An 18,440-nucleotide genomic window follows, 5' to 3' on the forward strand; every position below is an offset into this window, starting at 1 on the left:
TCAGCGCTGCCAGCGTTCGCGGGCCCTCTGGTCGCTGTCGCGCGCGTCGATCCAGTGCGCGCCGCTGACGCCCTGCTCTTTCTTCCAGAAGGGTGCGGAGGTTTTGAGAAAATCCATGATGAATTCGGCCGCCGCGAAGGCGTCGTGGCGATGCGCCGTGGCCGTGGCCACCAGCACGATCTGCTCGGCCGGTGTCAGCGCCCCCACCCGATGCACCACCCGCGCGGCGAGCAGCGGCCAGCGCTGCCGCGCCTCCTCGACGATCTGCCGCAGGCTGTTTTCGGTCATCTGCGGATAGTGTTCGAGAACGAGCTGCTCGATCTGCCGCGCCTCACCCAGCTCCCGCACCAGGCCGACGAAGGCGACCACCGCCCCGGCGCCCGGGGCCTGCTGGCGCAACTGGTTCACCTCGGCTTCGAGCGAAAAATCGTGCTGCTGAACCCGCACCTCGAACATCTCAACCCCCGGTCATCGGCGGAAAGAACGCCACTTCGTCGTCCGCCCCAATCGGCGTGTCGAAGGCGGCGATCTGCTGGTTGACTGCAACGAGGATGCGCTCGGGGTCCAACACTTCGGCCCACAGCGGGCCGCGTGCGGCGATCAGATGGGCCATCAGCCGATCGACCCGATCGACCTGCGGCGGCGGTTGCAGCAGCTCATGGTCGAGCCCCAGGTCCTCGCGCACGCGGGCGAAGTAGCAGATCTTCATGGCGTCGACGGCGTCTCGGCCTGCCAATGGCCGCTTCGGCCACCCCGTTTCTCGAGCAGGCGCACGCCATCGATCACCATCCCCCGGTCGACCCCCTTGCACATGTCGTAAATGGTCAGCGCGGCGATGCTGGCCGCAGTCAGCGCCTCCATCTCGACACCGGTCTGCCCCCTCAGGCGGCAGGTGGCGCGGATCACCACCCGACTCTGCGCGATGTCGGGCGTCAGTTCGACCTGAATGGCGCTGAGCAGCAGCGGATGACAGAGCGGAATCAGCTCGGCACAGCGCTTGGCGGCCTGGATGCCGGCAATGCGGGCGACGGTGAGTACATCGCCCTTCTTGTGCCGTCCCTCAGTGATCAGCCGCAGCGTGTCGGGCGCCATGCGCACGATCGCCTCGGCAGTGGCCTCCCGGCTGCTCTCGGCCTTGTCGGTGATGTCGACCATCCGGGCATTGCCGTCGGCGTCGAGGTGGGTGAGCTGGCTCATGTGATCTGTCCGGTCGATCAGGGTCGGCGGCGGGAAGCCGTCTGGCTGTATTATTCTATAAAGCGTCCATTATCCCAATTGCCAGTCATCCACCGGAGCCCTGCATGGATTGGTATCCCCACGCCACGGTCGCCACCATCGTGGAGCGCGATGGCCACTTTCTGCTGGTCGAAGAGAGCGAGGGCGAGCGCCTGGTCATCAACCAGCCGGCCGGCCACCTCGATCAGGGCGAGACCCTGGCCGCCGCGGCCGTGCGCGAGACGCTGGAGGAGACCGGCTGGGAGGTCACCGTCAAGGCGCTGCTCGGCCTCTATACCTACACCTCGGCCTACAACGGCATCAGTTATCTGCGCACCTGCTTCATTGCCGAACCGCTGCGGCACCATCCCGAACGTCCGCTCGACACCGGCATCCTGCGCACACTGTGGCTGACCGTCGACGAACTGCGCGCCCGCCGTGACCGGCTGCGCAGCCCGCTGGTGCTGCGCAACGTCGAGGACTACCTGCGCGGCAAGCGCTATCCGCTCGATTTCATTCATGAGCATTCCGGGCAATAGGCTATAATTGCCGCCCTTTTGCTCGCCCGGTCACAGCAGGTGCCACCCTCCTTCGCACAACGCATCGTCGTCGGCATGTCCGGCGGGGTCGACTCCTCGGTCGCTGCCTTCCTGCTGAAGCAGCAGGGCCACCAGGTGGTCGGACTGTTCATGAAGAACTGGGAGGAGGATGACGGCACCGAATACTGTACGGCGAAACAGGACCTGGCCGATGCCCGGCAGGTGGCCGATCAGCTCGGCATCGAACTGCACACCGCCAACTTCGCCGCCGAATACTGGGACCAGGTCTTCAGCCACTTTCTGAGCGAATACCGCGCCGGCCGCACCCCCAACCCCGATGTGTTGTGCAACCGCGAGATCAAGTTCAAGGTCTTCGCCGAGTATGCCGAACTGCTGGGTGCCGACCAGATCGCCACCGGCCACTATGCCCGCCTCGATCGGCAGGGCGGGCAGACCCGGCTGCTGAAGGGGCTCGATGCCAACAAGGACCAGAGCTACTTCCTGCATGCGGTCAGCGCACAGCAGTTTGCCCGCAGCCACTTTCCGGTCGGAGCGCTGCAGAAGTCGCAGGTGCGGCAGATTGCCGCTCAGCTCGGCCTCGCCACCCAGAGCAAAAAGGACAGCACCGGCATCTGCTTCATCGGTGAGCGCCGCTTCCGCGATTTTCTGACCCGCTATCTGCCCGCGCAGCCGGGGCCGATCGAAACCGCCGAGGGTCGCCGGCTCGGCGAGCACCACGGGCTGCTCCACCACACGATCGGGCAGCGCCAGGGTCTGGGTGTCGGCGGTGTCCATGGCGCCGCCGAGGCCCCCTGGTATGTGGCCGCCAAGGATCTGGACCGCAACACGCTGATCGTGGTGCAGGGCCATGACCATCCGCTGCTGCTGGCAGATGGACTCACCACCTCGGCGCTCCACTGGATCGATGGTGAGGGCCCACGCCTGCCCTGCCGGCTCGCCGCCAAGACGCGCTATCGTCAGCCGGATCAGCCCTGCTGGCTGGAGCCGGCCGAGGACGGCCGCTGTCGGGTCCGGTTCGACACGCCGCAGCGGGCGGTGACGCCGGGGCAGTATGTGGTGTTCTATCAGGACGAGATCTGCCTGGGCGGTGGAGTGATCGAAACCGCCCTGCCTGTGATGCAGCCGGCCCAGCCGTTTTCCCCTGCCCTCCGCCACGGAGCCTAGATGGCCAGATCGATCGAGGAACAGGCCCTGGCCTTTGCCGCCCTCCTGCAGTTTGCCCAAGGGGTCGATCGCCTCGCCCGCACCGGCGTGGTCTCGCAATCGAACATCGAGACTGCCGTGACGGCGACCCTCTGCACCCATCCCGCCTCGACCGAGGCGGTGTTCGGTGGCCTCTCGCCGATCCTGCCCGGGCTGCGCCTGCTCAGTGGTTGGCGCCAGAACGGCAAGAGTGACGAGATGGTCAGTACGCTGCGCTATGCGGTGGCCGCCATCCACCTGCAGGGCAAGCTCGCGGCGCAGCCACGGATGCTCGATCAGATCGGCCAGGAGCTGGTCCAGATCGGCCGCCAGCAGCAGTTGCCCGACTTCGACCAGGCCGCACTGGTCGGTCAGCTCTCGCGGCTCTATCAGCAGAGCCTCAGCACGCTGCGCTTTCGCATCCAGGTGGTCGGCGAGCCGCGCCATCTGCAGAACAGCGAGATCGCCGACAAGATTCGCCTGCTGCTGTTCGCCGCCGTGCGCTCGGCCATGCTCTGGCGCCAGCTGGGCGGACGCCCGCTGTTTTTGCTCTGGCAGCGGCGCGCCCTGATCAACACGGCCGACCGCCTGCTCCAGCGCCACTGACCACCCCGCACAGCGAAACTGCCCCCTTCAAGTCAACCCCGGACCGCCCATGACACTCTCGACCCTGACCGCACTCTCCCCGATCGATGGCCGCTATGCCGACAAAAGCACCGAACTGCGGCGCTACTTCAGCGAGTTCGGCCTGATTCGCCATCGGCTGCTGGTCGAGGTGCGCTGGTTTCAGCATCTGGCGCAATCCGGTCAACTGCCCGAGCTGCCGCCGCTGTCGAGCGCGGCCAACCATTTTCTGAACTCCCTGGTCGACCAGTTCGATGAGGCGGCCGCCGAGCAGATCAAGCAGATCGAACGCGGCACCAACCATGACGTCAAGGCGGTGGAGTACCACCTGAAGCAGTGCTTCGCCAGCCAGCCGGAACTGCGGCCACGGCTGGAGTTCATCCACTTCGGCTGCACCTCCGAGGACATCAACAACCTGAGCCATGCGCTGATGGTGCAGGGTGCCCGCAACGACATCCTGCTGCCGCTGATCGATCGACTGATCGACACCATCGCCGAGTTCAGCGTGCAGCTTGCCGGCTTGCCGATGCTGTCGCGCACCCATGGCCAGAGCGCCTCGCCCACCACCGTCGGCAAGGAGTTCGCCAATGTCGCCTATCGTCTGCGGCGGCAGCGGCAGCAGATCGCCACCACTGCGCTGCTCGGCAAGATGAATGGCGCCGTCGGCAACTTCAATGCGCACTGCGTCAGCTACCCCGAGCTCGACTGGCCGACGCTGGCCAGCCGCTTCGTCACCGACCTGGGGCTGGCGTGGAACCCCTACACCACCCAGATCGAGCCACACGACTGCCTGGCCGAGCTGTTCGATGCCATCGCCCGCTTCAACACCGTGCTGATCGACTTCACCCGCGACCTCTGGGGCTACATCTCGCTCGGCTATTTTGGTCAGAAGCGGGTCGCCGGCGAGGTGGGCTCCTCGACGATGCCGCACAAGGTCAATCCGATCGATTTCGAGAATGCCGAGGGCAATCTCGGCATCGCCAATGCGCTGCTGCACCACTTCTCCAGCAAGCTGCCGATCTCGCGCTGGCAGCGCGACCTGACCGACTCCACCGTGCTGCGCAACCTCGGCACCGCCTTTGCGCACACCACTATCGCCCTGCACTCGACACTCAAGGGACTCGGCAAGCTGGAGATCAACCGCGAACGGATCGCCGCCGATCTGGACAGTGCCTGGGAGGTGCTGGCCGAAGCCATCCAGATGGTGATGCGCCGCCATGGCGTCGAGGAGCCCTACGAGAAGCTGAAGGAATTGACCCGCGGTCAGGCCATCGACCAGGCAGCGCTGCAACAGTTCATCGACCAGTTGGCGATTCCGGAGGCCGAAAAGGCCCGGCTGCGGCAGCTCACCCCGGCCGGTTACATCGGCAATGCCCCCCACCAGGCGACCAGCATCCGGCAGTGGCTCGACGACTGAGCTGCACGGTGGCGCTGACGGCCCGGCCATGCGCGCCGGGTGGGCCATGCTACAATCGGGCCCAGCATCACACCCGGATCGCCGAGAGGTCGCACTGCCCATGAACGTGACCGAAAAGCTGCTGAAAAGTCACCAGATCGACGAAACCCTCTTCGTCGAAGCCCGCGACGGGCATCACTTGGCCGAAGCGCAGTATCAGGCACTGAAACGGCAGATCGAGGCGCTGCTGGCCAGCAAGAATGCGGTCATCGTCGCCCACTACTACACCGACCCGCAGTTGCAGCGACTGGCCGAGGAGACCGGCGGCTTCGTCTCCGACTCGCTGCAGATGGCCCGCTTCGGCAAGGAACACCCCGCCACCACGCTGATGGTGGTCGGCGTGCGCTTCATGGGCGAGACCGCCAAGATTCTCACACCGCACAAGCGGGTGCTGATGCCAACGCTGGAGGCCACCTGTTCACTCGACATCAGCTGCCCGATCGACCCTTTTTCGGCCTTCTGCGATGCCCATCCCGACCACACCGTGGTGGTCTATGCCAACACCTCCGCCGCCGTGAAGGCGCGTGCCGACTGGGTGGCCACCTCCAGCATGGCGCTCGAACTGATCGAACATCTGAGCGCAGAGGGTCAGAAGATTCTCTGGGCACCGGACAAGCACCTGGGCAGCTACCTGGCCGAGCAGAGCGGCGCCGACATGCTGCTGTGGGACGGCGCCTGCATCGTCCATGAGGAGTTCAAGGCCCAAGGCATTCGCGACCTCAAGCATGTCTACCCTGACGCAGCCGTGCTGGCCCACCCCGAATCGCCGAAGACGGTGCTCGATCTGGCCGATCTGGTCGGTTCAACCACCCAGATCATCGAGGCGGCCCGCAGGCTGCCCAACGACACCTTCATCGTCGCCACCGACCGCGGCCTGATCTACAAGCTCGAACAGCTCGCGCCGGGCAAACGTTTTCTGGAGGCCCCCACCGGCGGCCGTGGCGCCACCTGTCACAGTTGTGCCCACTGCCCGTGGATGGCGATGAACCATCTGGAGAATCTGCTGGTCAGCCTGCGTGATGAGTGCAACGAGATCGAACTCGACGCAGAGCTGTGTCGGCAGGCCATGGTGCCGCTGGAGCGGATGCTGGCCTTCTCGAAAAGCCTGCCGCCACGCTGATTCAGCGCGTCGCCATGCCCAACTGCTTGCGCAGCCGCCGAATCTGCCCCAGCCGCTCGTCGACCGAGGCACTCTCGCCGTAGTTGCCCTGCGACAGCGCGCGGGCATATTCGAGCTGCCGCTGCGCATCGTCGATCTGCCCCATCAGCAGCGCATACTCGCCCTGCGCCCGGTGCATGCCGCGCGCATCACCCGAGCGTCCCCGCGCCTCGGCCAGCCGATACCAGACCGGGGCATCCCACGGCCGTTCCCGGCTCAGCCGGGCCAGCAGCGGCTCGGCGGCCGCCGGTCGACCGCTGGCCAGCAGCGCTTCAGCCTGGGCGATCGTCAGCGGATAGCTGTCGGGCGCACGCTTCAGCGCCGGATCGAGCCGTGCCAGCGCCGCCTGCGCGCGACCGCGGGCCATGTCGATCTGCACCTGGGTATAGAGATAACCCAGCGCCAGCGGCTCACGCTCCAGCAGCGGTTTGAGGGTGGCTTCGGCCTCCTGCGGCCGCTGCGCCTTCAGTTGCGCCAGCGCCAGCAGATAGCGGTTGCCATCATCCAGCGCACCGCCCGGTTGCGTCGCCAGCGTGGCCTCGACCTGCTTGATGATGCGCACCGGATTGCCCTCGAGGGCGTTCTGCATGCGGCTGCGGGCCTGCTCGTATTCGATGCTGTCGACCTTGGCCTCAGCATTGTCGGGATACTGCGCGACGCGGTTCTGGGTGTCGGCGATGCGCGCCTCGGTCAACGGGTGGGTCAGCAGAAATTGTGGGGCCCGGTCACCGGCGAAGGAGCGGGCCTGCAACATCTGCTCGAACATCGCCGGCATCTGCCTGGGATCGTAGCCGGCCGCGACCAGGTTGAGCATGCCGATGCGGTCGGCCTCGCTCTCATACTGGCGGCTGAAGCGCAACTGCTCCTGAATCAGCGCCGCCTGACTGCCGGTGATCATCGCCATGCCGGCATCGCCACCGCCCGAGGCCGCCAGCACCACGCCGGCCAGCATCGCCGCCAGCATCGGCACGCTGTTCTTGCGTGCGCTGTCGACCATCCGCACATGGTGCCGCTGACTCAGGTGCGCCAGTTCGTGGGCCAGCACCGAGGCGAGCTGTGCCTCGTTCCGCGCATGGCTGAACAGCCCGGCATTGACGCCGACCACACCACCCGGCACGGCAAAGGCGTTCAGCTCCGGGCTGTCGATCACCACCAGTGTCAGGCGGCGGTCCTGCAGCTGGCTGCTGCCGGCCAACTGGCCGAGCAGGTTCTCCAGATAGTGGTTGACCACCGGATCATCCAGCATGGTGACCTGGCTGCGCAGCTGCATCAGCCAGATCTGCCCGAGAAAGTGCTCCTCGTCGGTCGAGATGATGCTGGAGCTGACATCACCCAGATAGGGCAACTGCGGCTCATCCTGCCCGATCGGCACCTGGGGCTCTGCACGCAGCGCTGCATTGACGAACAGCAGCCCGCACAGCAGCATGGTCAGGACCGGACGCAGGGATGAAAAAACAGGCATTGGAGTCCGCTGGTATTGGAACGGGTGCAGAAAGCGCCGCACTGGCCGCCCGCATGTTGGCAATGGACAGCGACACGCACGAAATGTTCTGCTGCGACGAAGAGCACCCCACACCGCCATCCTCGGAGGCACCATGTTGCGTCGAACCAAGATCGTTGCCACCCTCGGCCCCGCCACCGATGCACCGCAGGTGCTAGAGCAGATGCTGCTGGCCGGCGTCAATGTCGTACGGCTCAACTTCTCGCACGGCGAGGCCGAGGAGCATCAGGCGCGCGCCCGCATGGTGCGCGAAATCAGCGCCCGGCACAATCTCAATGTGGCGATCCTGGCCGACCTGCAGGGGCCGAAGATCCGGGTGCGCTCGTTCCGCGATGGCAAGGTCACCTTGCAGCGCGGTGCGCCCTTCGCACTCGATGCCACGCTCGATGAGTTCGAGGGCGACATCCACCAGGTGGGCATCGACTATCCGGCGCTGCCGGCCGATTGCCGGCCGGGTGACATCCTGCTGCTGGACGATGGCCGCATCGAGCTGCGGGTCGACAGCATCACCACCCACCGCATCGACACCGAGGTGCTGGTGGGTGGCCCCCTCAGCAACCACAAGGGCATCAACCGCCAGGGTGGCGGGCTCTCGGCGCCGGCGCTCTCCGACAAGGATGAGGCCGACATCGTCACCGCCGCCGCCATCGGCGTCGACTTTGTCGCCGTCTCTTTCGTGCGCTCGGCCGAGGACATCGACACCGCCCGGCAACTGATCCGTGAGGCCGGCAGCCAGGCCGCGGTGGTGGCCAAGATCGAACGGGCCGAGGCCGTCGCCAGCGATGCCGCGCTCGACCGCATCATCACCGCCGCCGACGTCATCATGGTGGCACGCGGCGATCTGGGGGTCGAGGTGGGCGACTGGGAGCTGGTCGGCATCCAGAAGCAGATCATCAAGCGCGCCTGGACCCTGAACCGGGTGGTGATCACCGCCACCCAGATGATGGAGTCGATGATCGACAATCCGGTGCCGACCCGCGCCGAGGTGTTCGATGTCGCCAACGCGGTGCTCGATGGCACCGACGCGGTGATGCTCTCGGCTGAGACCGCCACCGGCCACCATCCGGTCGAGGCGGTGCGGGCGATGGCGCGCACCTGCATCGGCGCCGAGAAGCAGCCTTCGGCCCGTTCGTCCTCCTACCGGGTCGACTCCGAGTTTCACCGCATCGACGAGGCGATCGCGATGGCGTCGATGTACATCGCCAACCATCTGACCGGCATCAAGGCGGTGGTCTGCCTGACCGAATCGGGCGCCACGCCGCTGTGGATGTCGCGCATCAGCTCGGCGCAGCCGATCTACGCCCTGTCGCGCCACCACTCGACCCTGCGCCGGGTGGCGCTCTACCGCGATGTTGAAGGGTTGCTGTACGACTACACCCAGGTGGAGCCGGACGAGGTCAACAAGGGTGCGATCGACCTGCTCGAACAGCAGGGCGCGGTGCAGAAGGGTGATCTGGTGATCATCACCGAGGGCGACCACCGCGGCAAACCGGGCGCCACCAACACGCTGCGCATCCTGCAGGTCGGCACCACCTTCAAGGGGACCTATCGACCGAACTGACGCCAGACTCCGCAATCCGCCGACCGGACAGGAGCGGCATAAACCATATTTTCTACGGTAGAATGACTTGGCCGCTCGTACCGGCCTGCCCACCATCACGACTCCCGGAGCCCGCCATGAACGACAACGACCTGATCCTCGCCTCCTTCGAGCAGACTGCCGAAAAAGCCGGTGACATCTCCGCAGCGGTCTATGAACGCTACTTCGCGGCCAGCCCCGAATCGGCGCATATGATGGAGCACATGGACCACCTGATGCGGGCACGGATGCTGGACGAGGCGATGATGCTGATCATGATGCCCGATGGCGACGAACTCGAGACCGTACTCGGCTTCGAGGTGCTGACCCACACCAACAACGGCGTGCTTCTGCCGATGTACAGCGCGCTGTTCGACGCCATTCGGCAGACGGTGCGCGATGCCGTCGCCACTGCATGGAATGCCGACTTCGAGGGCGCCTGGCAGCGCCGCATCGCCGCGCTGACCCAGGAGATCAACCGGCATTACGAGGAGGTGATCAGCCATCAACCCCACGCCATCGGCAGCGGCCGCTGAAACGGAAAAACCCGCCGGTCAAGGCGGGTTTTTCGTTTGGGCGACCCCCTGTCGGGTGGTCGCCCTGCTTTGCTCTCACACCTTGAAGGTGCCGATCAACTGCTCCAGTTGCTGGGTCAGCGCCGCCATGTTCTGGCTGGCTTCCACCGTCTCGCGGGCACCGCTGGCGGTGTGTTCGCTGGCACCGTTGATCGCGACGATGTTGCGGTCGATCTCGCGTGCCACCACGCTCTGCTCCTCGGCTGCCGTGGCAATCTGCTGGCTGATGCCCAGGATGTTGTCGACCGAACCGGCGATGCTGGCCAGCGCTTCATCCACCTTCGATGACTCCACCACGGTGCGTTCGGTCATCTCCCGGCTGCTGCCCATGGTCTTGACCGCATCGTTCACGCCGGTCTGCAACTGACCGATCATCTGCTCGATCTCGCTGGTCGACTGCTGGGTGCGCTGCGCCAGGGTCCGCACCTCATCCGCCACCACGGCAAAGCCACGTCCCTGCTCACCGGCCCGGGCCGCCTCGATGGCGGCATTGAGCGCCAGCAGGTTGGTCTGCTCGGCCACGCCCTTGATCACATCGACCACCTTGCTGATGCTGTGGCTGTGCTCCACCAGCCGCTGCGTCACCTGCACGGTGCCACCAATCTCCTCGGCCAGACGGCGGATGGTCGCCGAGGTCGACTCGACCAGTTGCCGGCCGCTCTGCACGTCACGGTGGGCCGCCTGTGCCGAATCGGCTGCGCTGACCGAACTGCGCGCCACCTCCTGCACCGTGGCGGCCATCTCGTTCATCGCCGTCGCCACCTGCGCGGTCTCACTCAACTGGCTCTGCAACTCATCGCTGCTGCGGCTGGCGATGCGCTCCACGGTTTCGGCCTGCTCCGACACCTGCCGTGCGGTGTGGTGTGCCTGGCTGATCAGTTCCGCCACCTTCTCGGCCATGCTGTTGAACTCGACAGAGAGGCTGCCCAGTTCATCCTTGCTGTCCACCGCCACCCGCACCCGGGTGTCGCCCTGCGCCAGCCCACGTGCGGCAGCATAGATGCTGGAAATGGTGACCTTCATCGAACTGGCAAAGGCGGCACAGAGATAGACCACCAGCGCCAAAACGACCAGGGCGGCAACGACATAACCATTGCGCTGCGCGACAAGCGCACTCTCCTGCTCGCCCAGCAGGGTGTCGACCAGCGGCAACACCGACTGGCCAACCTTGAAGATCGGATCGATCTTCGCGCTCAGGTGATTGTAGTAGCCCTCCCAGGTCAGGCTCTGCTCTTCGCCCATCATCAACACCGACTCGATGTATTCGGCCATCCCCTTGTAGGCCTCTCCAGCCTTGTTGGCATCAGCCTCCAGCAGGGCCTTGGCGCGCGGAGAACGGCCGATGCTGGTGGCGACGGCATAGCGGTATTCCTCTTCGGTGTCGAGCAGTTTCTGACCGATCGGTTCGAGCCACTTCAGCGTGCTGGCCGTGGTCGCCGTCTGCGCCTTGATCGAGGTGCCCACCGCCCGCGCCTCTTCGAGGCGGCCCGCCAGCATCGTGAACTCATTCAGCACATGCGAGATCAGCAGGTAGCGTTCCGGGCTGCTGTCGAGGATCAGGCCACTTTCGATCGACACCGCCAGAATGAAGTGCTGCATCAGCTCCAGCAGCTTTTTCTGCTCGGCATGGGCCAGATGTTGTGGTACTTCGACGCCCGCCTTGGGGTCGATCTGCGCACTCTGCTGCCAGAAGTTCAGCAGGTTGGTCCAACTGCTCTGGGTCTCCTCCCCCAGCGGCTGTTGTTCCAGGACGGCCTGATAGGCCTTGATCGCCTCGTCGATCTGCTGGCGGGTCTGGCGATAGAGGGGGGTCAGGTCGTTGGCGGCACTCATCTGCTTGTTGACCTGTTCGATCGCCAGCACCAGATCGACATAGCGGCCACCCAGCCGGCGCAGCTCGAGCGCGACCTTCGCATGTTCAATGCCGACACGCTCGGCTCTGATCGTGCCGATGTCACGGCTGGTCTGCATCACCAGCAGTGCGCTCAGCAGCATCAGCGGCACCAGCACGGCCAGTGAAATCAAACCGAACTTGTACAGGAAGTTCATCTTTTTCATCAGGTTGATGCCTGGTGTCAAAAGTCTGCTCATCTCTTCTTCTCCATTCAATGTGGCACCCCTGACCGGGGTAGTGCTTGAATTCTCTGCTCACACAGTCGAGCGATCTTTGTCTGGCACTGCGACGGAAGATCCCATGACATCAAGCCTAGACCATAAAAAAGAATCTGCAGATGAGTGCGGGGCGTTGCACTGCCAAAGCGCGACAGCCGACAGCGCCGTTGTCGGCTACAATGCCGCAGCGGTCAGGAGAGCATGAGTGATGAAGCATCTGGTGGGTGGTTGGATCGGGGCGCTGCTGGGCTGTATCGCCCTGCTCGGCATCGACCATTGGCTGCGCAGCAACGGCCATTTCACCGGCCTGGGCGACGACACCATGAAGCTGGGATTGGCCTTGATTGCCGCAGCCGCAACCATCGCCTGGTATCGGGGGCTGGCTGGCCAGCCGCTGCCGCTGCGCATCGTGCTGGTGGGGCTGCAACTGGCGGCCGGCTATCTGATCACGCTGGGCCTCGCCATCGCCTATTCGTGCATGGCAGGCCTCGGCTGCATCGCCTGATCAGCAGTTGCGCCAGCGGCCGTTGTCACTGCGACGGGCACGCCCTTCATCCTTCAGTTTGAGCAGATGCGCCGTCAGGGAGTGCTTTGCCACCGGGAACAGCAGGGCCTGCACATCCTGATAGACCACCGGCAGCAGCTCATCGAGGGTGGAGTCGGGCGCCGCCGCCAATGCTTCGACCACCTTGGCCTCGCGCCCCAGCCGGTGGGCAATCAGCCAGTCGATCACCGCTGCGGGCTGCTCCAGAATGCCGCCATGCGCCGGCGCCAACCGCTTGAGCGGATAGCGCTTCAGCAGTGCCAGCGAGGCCAGATAGCTGGCCATGTCACCATCGGGCGGGGCGATCACCACCGTTGAACCACTCATGATGTGGTCGCCGGTGAACAGCAGGCCCTCCTCCTCCAGCAGATAGCAGAGGTGGTTCGATGCATGACCGGGAGTGTGGATGGCGGTCAGCACGAAGTCATCTCCGACCAGCCGCTCATCCTGGATCATGATGCGACCCGGTTTGAACTTTTTGTCCTGTGCCCCATGCTCCGGGGCAGGCATTCCGACCAACTGGGCGCCACTCTTCTCACGCAGCAGCGCCGCCGCCGGCGAGTGGTCGAGGTGAGTGTGGGTCACCAGAATCCAGCGGATCGGCCCCGGTGCCGCCGCCAGCAGCGCAGCGACATGGCCGGCATCGGCAGGACCGGGGTCGATCACCGCCACCGCCTTGGTGCCGACCAGATAGCTGTTGGTGCCGGGACCGGTCATGACGCCCGGATTGGGCGCGGTCAGCCGCAGCACATTGGGGGCGACGGCAACGGCCTCTCCTGGAGTGAAGTCACTCATACAAGACTCCTTTTTCTGGGTCGACAGGGCCAGAAGAGGCGGGGCGCTCTTGCCGGATCAGGCCAGCCCCATCAGCTTCTTGACTTCGGGCTTCATGATCTTGCCATTGGCATTGCGTGGCAACGGATCACGCTGCATGTCGATCCGCACCGGCACCTTGAAACCGGCGAGCTGGCTGGCGACATGCTTTTTCAGCTCCTCTTCGGTCGGATTGCCGCCAGGCCGGATCTGCACCAGCGCGCCGACCTCCTCACCCAGTACCCGGTGCGGAATGCCGACCACGGCCGCATCCATGACATCCGGATGGCTGTAGAGCGCGCTCTCGACCTCGACACAGTAGACGTTTTCACCGCCACGGATCAGCATGTCCTTGGCGCGGTCGGCGATGTAGAGAAAGCCATCGCCATCCATGTAGCCGAGGTCACCGGTATGCAGCCAGCCATCGGTGAAGCTCTGGGCGGTGGCCTCCGGCTTGCGCCAGTAGCCCTTGACCACCTGCGGCCCCTTGATCCACACCTCGCCGATGGTGCCGCGCGGCACCTCCTGGCCATCGTCGCCGGCGATCCTGACCTCGGAAACCGGCGCCGGACAGCCGGCACTGGTCGGTTTTTCGAGGTAGTCTTCGGCCGAGTTCGAAGTGGTGAGCGCCGAAGTCTCGGTCAGTCCATAGCCATTGCTCGGCTTGACCTGCGGAAAGCTCTCGCCAATGCGCTTGACCAGCTCGGGTGCCGAGGGCGCGCCGCCGTAACCGATGCTCTGCACGCTCGACAGGTCATGTTTGGCGAACTCGGGCGACTCGATCACCTGCCACACCATCGAGGGGACCCCGCCGAAGGAGGCCAGCTTCTCGCGCTCGATCAGTCTGATCGCCTCTTCAGGGTTCCATTTGTACATGGTGACGATCATGTTGCCGGCAAAGGTGTTGCCGCAGAGGATGCCGTGACAGCCGGTGGCGTGGAACAGCGGCACCGACAGCAGATGACCCGATGGTCCGGGTGGTGGTGCCGGCACGCGGCCATAGCGAATTTCGGTGCGCATCCGCACGAAAGCGCCGCTGATCAGGTTGCTGCACATGTTGCGGTGGCTGCCCAGCGCCCCTTTCGGGTTGCCGGTGGTGCCGGAGGTGTAGAAGATGGTGGCGTTGTCATCGGGGTGAATGTCGGCCTCGGGCAGTTCGTTGGCCGGGGCGGCGGTGGCGAACAGCTCCTCGTAGCGCAACATGCCGGCTGGCAGGGGCGCGGTCGTGCGTGCCGCAATCACATGCTTGAGCTCGGGCAGTTTGGTGAAGTGCTCTTTCAAAAGCTCGATGCGCTCACCATCGGCAAACAGCACCTTGGAACCGGAATCGGCCAGACCATACTCCAGTTCGTTGCCCTTCCACCAGGCATTCAGCGGCACGATCACCGCACCGAGCGTCACCGTCGCCCAGAACACCACCGGCCACTCGGGATAGTTGCGCATCGACAGCGCCACCCGATCGCCCTTTTCGATGCCGAAACGGCTGCGCAACTGCCACGCCAGCGCCACCACCCGCTGGTAGTGCTGCTCATAGCTCATCCGCTCGTTTTCGTACAGAAAATAGTCGCGGCCGAAATAGTTCTTGGTGTTCAGAAAGACATGCCGAAGCGTGGGGGGGGCGGACTTCCAGACCTTGGTCATGACGCCATCGATGTTGATCTCTTCGATGTCGAACATGCCACCGGAAGCGGCGATCAGGCGCTGATTGGCTTCTTCTATCGACAAGGGCATGGATAACTACCTGTGCTGTGGAGTGAGTGATCGAGATGACCTGAAATCAGTGCGTCGCCAGGTCGGTTCATGGATTGGCGGCATGCAAAGCCGGTCGATTCTACAACAGTTCAGCCGCCTGGTTCGACCTCTTCTGCCGCACCGCGCTCACCATTGGCTGCCCGGTCACGGCTATAATCGCCGGCTTTGATCAACCTCTTCAGGAACAGCCATGTCGAAATTCGAGAACGTGTCCGTCGTCAAGCAGGCCAATGTCTATTTTGACGGCAAGGTGACCAGCCGCAGCATTCATTTTTCCGATGGATCGATGAAAACCCTGGGCTTCATGCTGCCCGGAGAGTATCGCTTCAACACCGGCGACCGGGAGCTGATGGAGATCATGTCGGGCAAGCTCGACCTGCAGCTGTCCGGCAGCAGCGAGTGGCGGCCGATCACTGCCGGTCAATCCTTCGAGGTGCCGGGCGCTTCGAGCTTCACGGTCAGGGTGAGCGAACCGACCGACTACTGCTGCTCATTCATCAAGTGATCGGCCCGCCGGGCAGCAGCGGCAGGCACCCTGACGGGCGGCCAGAGCTGCGCTGCCCTACCCGTCGATGTCGGCCACTGCCTGTGGCCGCACCAGCAGATAGAGAACGATGATGGCCACGATGATGCCGCCGGCGATGTAGACCGGCGTCAGATCACTCGCACGCACCCCTTCGATCACCCGGTTGATGATGAAGAGCAGGGAGATGCCGGCACCCGCGGCCGGCACCCACTGCGGCACCTCGAAGCCGCCCTTGGGTTCATCGGCACGGCGCTGCAGCCGCAGCAGCGACAGGTTCACCAAGGTGAACGAGCCGAGCAACAACAGGCTGGTGGCACTGGCCAGCGTGCGGATGTCCCCAACCAGGGCCAGGCCGAGCACGATCGCCATCAGCAGCAGAATCGCCACATGCGGCGTCTGTCGCCGGACATGCAGCCGCCCCAGCAGCTTCGGCAGCAACCCCTGATGCGCCATGCCATAGGCCAACCTTGACCCCATGATGGAGTTCAGCAGCGCGGTGTTGGTCACCGCAAACATCGCCACCACGGTGAACAGCAGCGGCGGCACCCATGGCGCCGCCACCCGCACCACCGCCACCAGCGGGCCGGTTTCGACCGCAAGCTGCGCATGGGGCACCACCGAAACCGCCGTGATCGAAACGGCAATGTAGATCAGGGTCGCAATGCCCAATGCACAGAGCAGGGCAATGTGAAAGATGCGGCGCGGTTCGCGCACCTCCTCCGAGATGTTCAGCAGATCCTCGAAACCGATGAAGGCATAAAAGGTCAGCACCGCGCAGGAGAGCACCATGGGTACCGAAAAGTCGCCGCCAGGATTCTTGAGCGACGTGGCATCGAGGTAATCGACACTGCCCCAGTAGCGAAAACCGACCACAATCACCAGCAGCAGCCCGCCGGCCTCGACCACCGTGCAGAGCGCATTGACCCACGCCGACTCGCGCATGCCGACATAGTTGATCACCGTCAGCGCCAGCAGGAACAGCAGCACCACCGCCTTGATCGGGATGGCGGTGAAGATCTCATGGGTATAACCGGCAAAGACCTGGCTGGCCGCCGCCATCGAGGTGATGCCGGACATCATCACCGCCAGACCGACGACATAGCTGATGGCGGGCAGTCCAAATGCCCGCTGGGTCACATAGGCCGCCCCGCCGGCCCGCGGGTAGCGCGACCCCAGTGAGGCGTAGGAGAGTCCGGTCAGACCGGCCGCCACCATGCTGGTGACGAAGCCGAGCCAGACCAGGTTGCCCAGTTCTGCGGCCGCCTTACCCACCAGGCCGTAGATGCCGGCCCCCAGCATGTTGCCAATGCCATAGACCGTCAGGGCCACCACACCCAGCGTGGGTCTGATGGCGGCAGGCGAATTTTCAGCTTCCTTCACACTGCCCCCTGTTGGCCATCAGTTCACCGCTTCAGAGGTCGTAGCCTCGCTCGTCATGCAGGGCGAGGTCGAGCCCCATGGTCTCTTCATCACTCTCGACCCGCATTCCGACCAGCCAATCGATCAGCTTCAGCAGCAGATAGGTGGTCAGCGCGGTGTAACCGAGGGTCGTCACCACGCCAATGAACTGGATGGCCAGTTGACTGGCCATCGTTCTGCCCTCGGCATAGCCCTGACCGCTGAACAGACCCAACTGATCGGAAGCGAACAGGCCCGCCAGCAGCGTGCCGAGAATACCACCAACGCCATGCACCGGAAAAACGTCGAGCGAATCATCGATCTTCAGCTTCTGCTTGAGCAGCTGGGTCATGTAGTAACAGACGATGCCGGCTACGAAACCGATCAGCAGCGCACCACCCGGTCCGATGTAACCGGACGCCGGCGTCACCGTGCCCAGGCCAGCCACCATTCCGGTCACCAGGCCCAGCATCGAGGGTTTGCCATGCTTCACCCACTCCATCAGCATCCAGGCGAGGGCCCCGGTCGCGGCGGAGATGTGGGTCGCCAGCATCGCCATGCCGGCGTTGCCATCGGCCGCCAGCGCCGATCCGGCATTGAAGCCGAACCAGCCCACCCAGAGCATTCCGGCACCGGTCACCGTCATCGTCATGTTGTGTGGCGGCATGGCCTGGGTTCCAAAACCGCGGCGGTTGCCGACCACCAGCGCGGTGATCAGCGCGGCCACTCCAGCAGTGATGTGCACCACGGTGCCACCGGCGAAATCGAGCAATCCCAGCTTCGCCAGCCAGCCACCGCCCCAGACCCAGTGGGCCACCGGCACATAGACCAGCAGCAGCCAGAGCATGCTGAACAGCAGCATCGCCGAAAACTTCACCCGTTCGGCAAATCCACCCACCACCAAGGCCGGGGTGATGATGGCGAAGGTCATCTGGAACATCACGAACACGCTCTCGGGAATCGAGCCCGACAGCGCTGCTTCGCTCAGACTGGCCAGCAGAAACTGAGCCGAACCACCGATCCAGTCATTGAGGGCACCACCATCGGTGAAGGCGAGGCTGTAGCCACATACGAGCCAGAGCAGCGAGGCCCCACAGGTGATGGCAAAGCACTGCATCAGCACCGACAGCACATTCTTCGAGCGCACCAGACCGCCATAGAAGAGTGCCAGCCCCGGAATGGTCATGAACAGCACCAGCGCGGTGGCTGTCAGCATCCAGCCGCTGTTGCCCTGATTCAGTTCACTGGCATGCGCCAACGGCGTGCAGAACATCAATGACAACAGTACGGTCAAAAAGACGGGGGGTCTGGCAGTGGCTGCTGACATGGGATCGGATCCTCAAGTACGTAAAAACGCACAAAAACGGTGCTTTTTTATTGGTCATAACGGGAACAAATCCGGATTGGCACCATAGAAATGCATTTTTGAGGCAAAACCGGATCT

Annotated in this window: 18 protein-coding genes; 9 read left to right on the plus strand and 9 right to left on the minus strand. The window is 64.4% G+C overall.

Going from position 1 to position 18,440, the window contains the following annotated elements; all coding sequences use genetic code 11:
• The 3 genes from H7A13_08275 to moaC are packed head-to-tail and all read right to left on the minus strand — an operon-like array spanning window position 1 to window position 1,197.
• Window positions 1-456 (minus strand): molybdenum cofactor biosynthesis protein MoaE, encoded by a 456-nt coding sequence (locus tag H7A13_08275; GenBank protein ID MCP5333339.1) that lies wholly within the window; start codon window positions 454-456, stop codon window positions 1-3.
• Window position 457: 1 nt separating this feature from the next.
• Complete coding sequence (gene moaD, locus H7A13_08280) at window positions 458-709, minus strand: molybdopterin converting factor subunit 1 (GenBank protein ID MCP5333340.1); 252 nt, start codon at window positions 707-709, stop codon at window positions 458-460.
• A complete protein-coding gene (gene moaC / locus H7A13_08285; protein ID MCP5333341.1) occupies window positions 706-1,197 on the minus strand; it encodes a cyclic pyranopterin monophosphate synthase MoaC in 492 nt (163 codons plus the stop codon). Before moaC ends, moaD begins: the two co-directional genes overlap by 4 nt.
• Before the next feature lie 104 nt (window positions 1,198-1,301).
• On the opposite strand from moaC, the gene H7A13_08290 reads away from it, so the two are divergent.
• The 5 genes from H7A13_08290 (at window position 1,302) to nadA (ending at window position 6,157) form a co-directional block, all read left to right on the plus strand.
• Window positions 1,302-1,754, plus strand: coding sequence for an NUDIX hydrolase (locus H7A13_08290; protein ID MCP5333342.1), 453 nt, complete (start codon window positions 1,302-1,304; stop codon window positions 1,752-1,754).
• Between the two features lie 39 nt (window positions 1,755-1,793).
• Window positions 1,794-2,939 carry a tRNA 2-thiouridine(34) synthase MnmA gene (gene mnmA / locus H7A13_08295; protein ID MCP5333343.1) on the plus strand — a complete coding sequence of 382 codons (1,146 nt, stop codon included), beginning with the start codon at window positions 1,794-1,796 and terminating at the stop codon, window positions 2,937-2,939.
• On the plus strand, window positions 2,940-3,563 hold the full coding sequence (gene hflD / locus H7A13_08300; protein ID MCP5333344.1) for a high frequency lysogenization protein HflD: 624 nt from the start codon (window positions 2,940-2,942) through the stop codon (window positions 3,561-3,563). It begins immediately after the preceding gene.
• 49 nt (window positions 3,564-3,612) lie between these two features.
• On the plus strand, window positions 3,613-4,998 hold the full coding sequence (purB, locus tag H7A13_08305) for an adenylosuccinate lyase (protein ID MCP5333345.1): 1,386 nt from the start codon (window positions 3,613-3,615) through the stop codon (window positions 4,996-4,998).
• A 100-nt stretch (window positions 4,999-5,098) separates the two neighbouring features.
• Entirely contained in the window at window positions 5,099-6,157 is a 1,059-nt protein-coding gene (nadA, locus tag H7A13_08310) for a quinolinate synthase NadA (protein MCP5333346.1), read from the plus strand.
• Window position 6,158: 1 nt separating this feature from the next.
• Here nadA and H7A13_08315 read toward each other — a convergent pair whose 3' ends face one another.
• Window positions 6,159-7,622 carry a M48 family metallopeptidase gene (locus H7A13_08315; protein MCP5333347.1) on the minus strand — a complete coding sequence of 488 codons (1,464 nt, stop codon included), beginning with the start codon at window positions 7,620-7,622 and terminating at the stop codon, window positions 6,159-6,161.
• A 169-nt stretch (window positions 7,623-7,791) separates the two neighbouring features.
• Between H7A13_08315 and pyk the strand changes: the two genes are divergently transcribed.
• Window positions 7,792-9,258 carry a pyruvate kinase gene (pyk, locus tag H7A13_08320; GenBank protein ID MCP5333348.1) on the plus strand — a complete coding sequence of 489 codons (1,467 nt, stop codon included), beginning with the start codon at window positions 7,792-7,794 and terminating at the stop codon, window positions 9,256-9,258.
• A gap of 116 nt (window positions 9,259-9,374) precedes the next feature.
• A complete protein-coding gene (locus H7A13_08325) occupies window positions 9,375-9,812 on the plus strand; it encodes a globin (GenBank protein MCP5333349.1) in 438 nt (145 codons plus the stop codon).
• A gap of 75 nt (window positions 9,813-9,887) precedes the next feature.
• On the opposite strand, the gene H7A13_08330 is transcribed toward H7A13_08325, so the two are convergent.
• Complete coding sequence (locus H7A13_08330) at window positions 9,888-11,942, minus strand: methyl-accepting chemotaxis protein (GenBank protein ID MCP5333350.1); 2,055 nt, start codon at window positions 11,940-11,942, stop codon at window positions 9,888-9,890.
• A 229-nt stretch (window positions 11,943-12,171) separates the two neighbouring features.
• Between H7A13_08330 and H7A13_08335 the strand changes: the two genes are divergently transcribed.
• Window positions 12,172-12,468, plus strand: coding sequence for a hypothetical protein (locus tag H7A13_08335; GenBank protein ID MCP5333351.1), 297 nt, complete (start codon window positions 12,172-12,174; stop codon window positions 12,466-12,468).
• Here H7A13_08335 and H7A13_08340 read toward each other — a convergent pair whose 3' ends face one another.
• Window positions 12,469-13,302: an MBL fold metallo-hydrolase gene (locus tag H7A13_08340; GenBank protein ID MCP5333352.1), complete on the minus strand. Its 834-nt coding sequence runs from the start codon at window positions 13,300-13,302 to the stop codon at window positions 12,469-12,471.
• Window positions 13,303-13,359: 57 nt separating this feature from the next.
• On the minus strand, window positions 13,360-15,051 hold the full coding sequence (locus H7A13_08345; protein MCP5333353.1) for an acyl--CoA ligase: 1,692 nt from the start codon (window positions 15,049-15,051) through the stop codon (window positions 13,360-13,362).
• A 211-nt stretch (window positions 15,052-15,262) separates the two neighbouring features.
• Here H7A13_08345 and H7A13_08350 point away from each other — a divergent pair, with 211 nt between their 5' ends.
• Entirely contained in the window at window positions 15,263-15,577 is a 315-nt protein-coding gene (locus H7A13_08350) for a pyrimidine/purine nucleoside phosphorylase (protein MCP5333354.1), read from the plus strand.
• Window positions 15,578-15,634: 57 nt separating this feature from the next.
• Here H7A13_08350 and H7A13_08355 read toward each other — a convergent pair whose 3' ends face one another.
• Entirely contained in the window at window positions 15,635-16,897 is a 1,263-nt protein-coding gene (locus H7A13_08355; protein ID MCP5333355.1) for an APC family permease, read from the minus strand.
• 112 nt (window positions 16,898-17,009) lie between these two features.
• The gene (locus H7A13_08360) at window positions 17,010-18,323 is read right to left on the minus strand and encodes an ammonium transporter (GenBank protein ID MCP5333356.1); all 1,314 of its coding nucleotides are present in this window, start codon (window positions 18,321-18,323) and stop codon (window positions 17,010-17,012) included.
• Window positions 18,324-18,440: the final 117 nt, after the last annotated feature.

The organism is Pseudomonadales bacterium (assembly GCA_024234215.1).
GTDB lineage: Bacteria > Pseudomonadota > Gammaproteobacteria > Pseudomonadales > UBA5862 > JACKOQ01.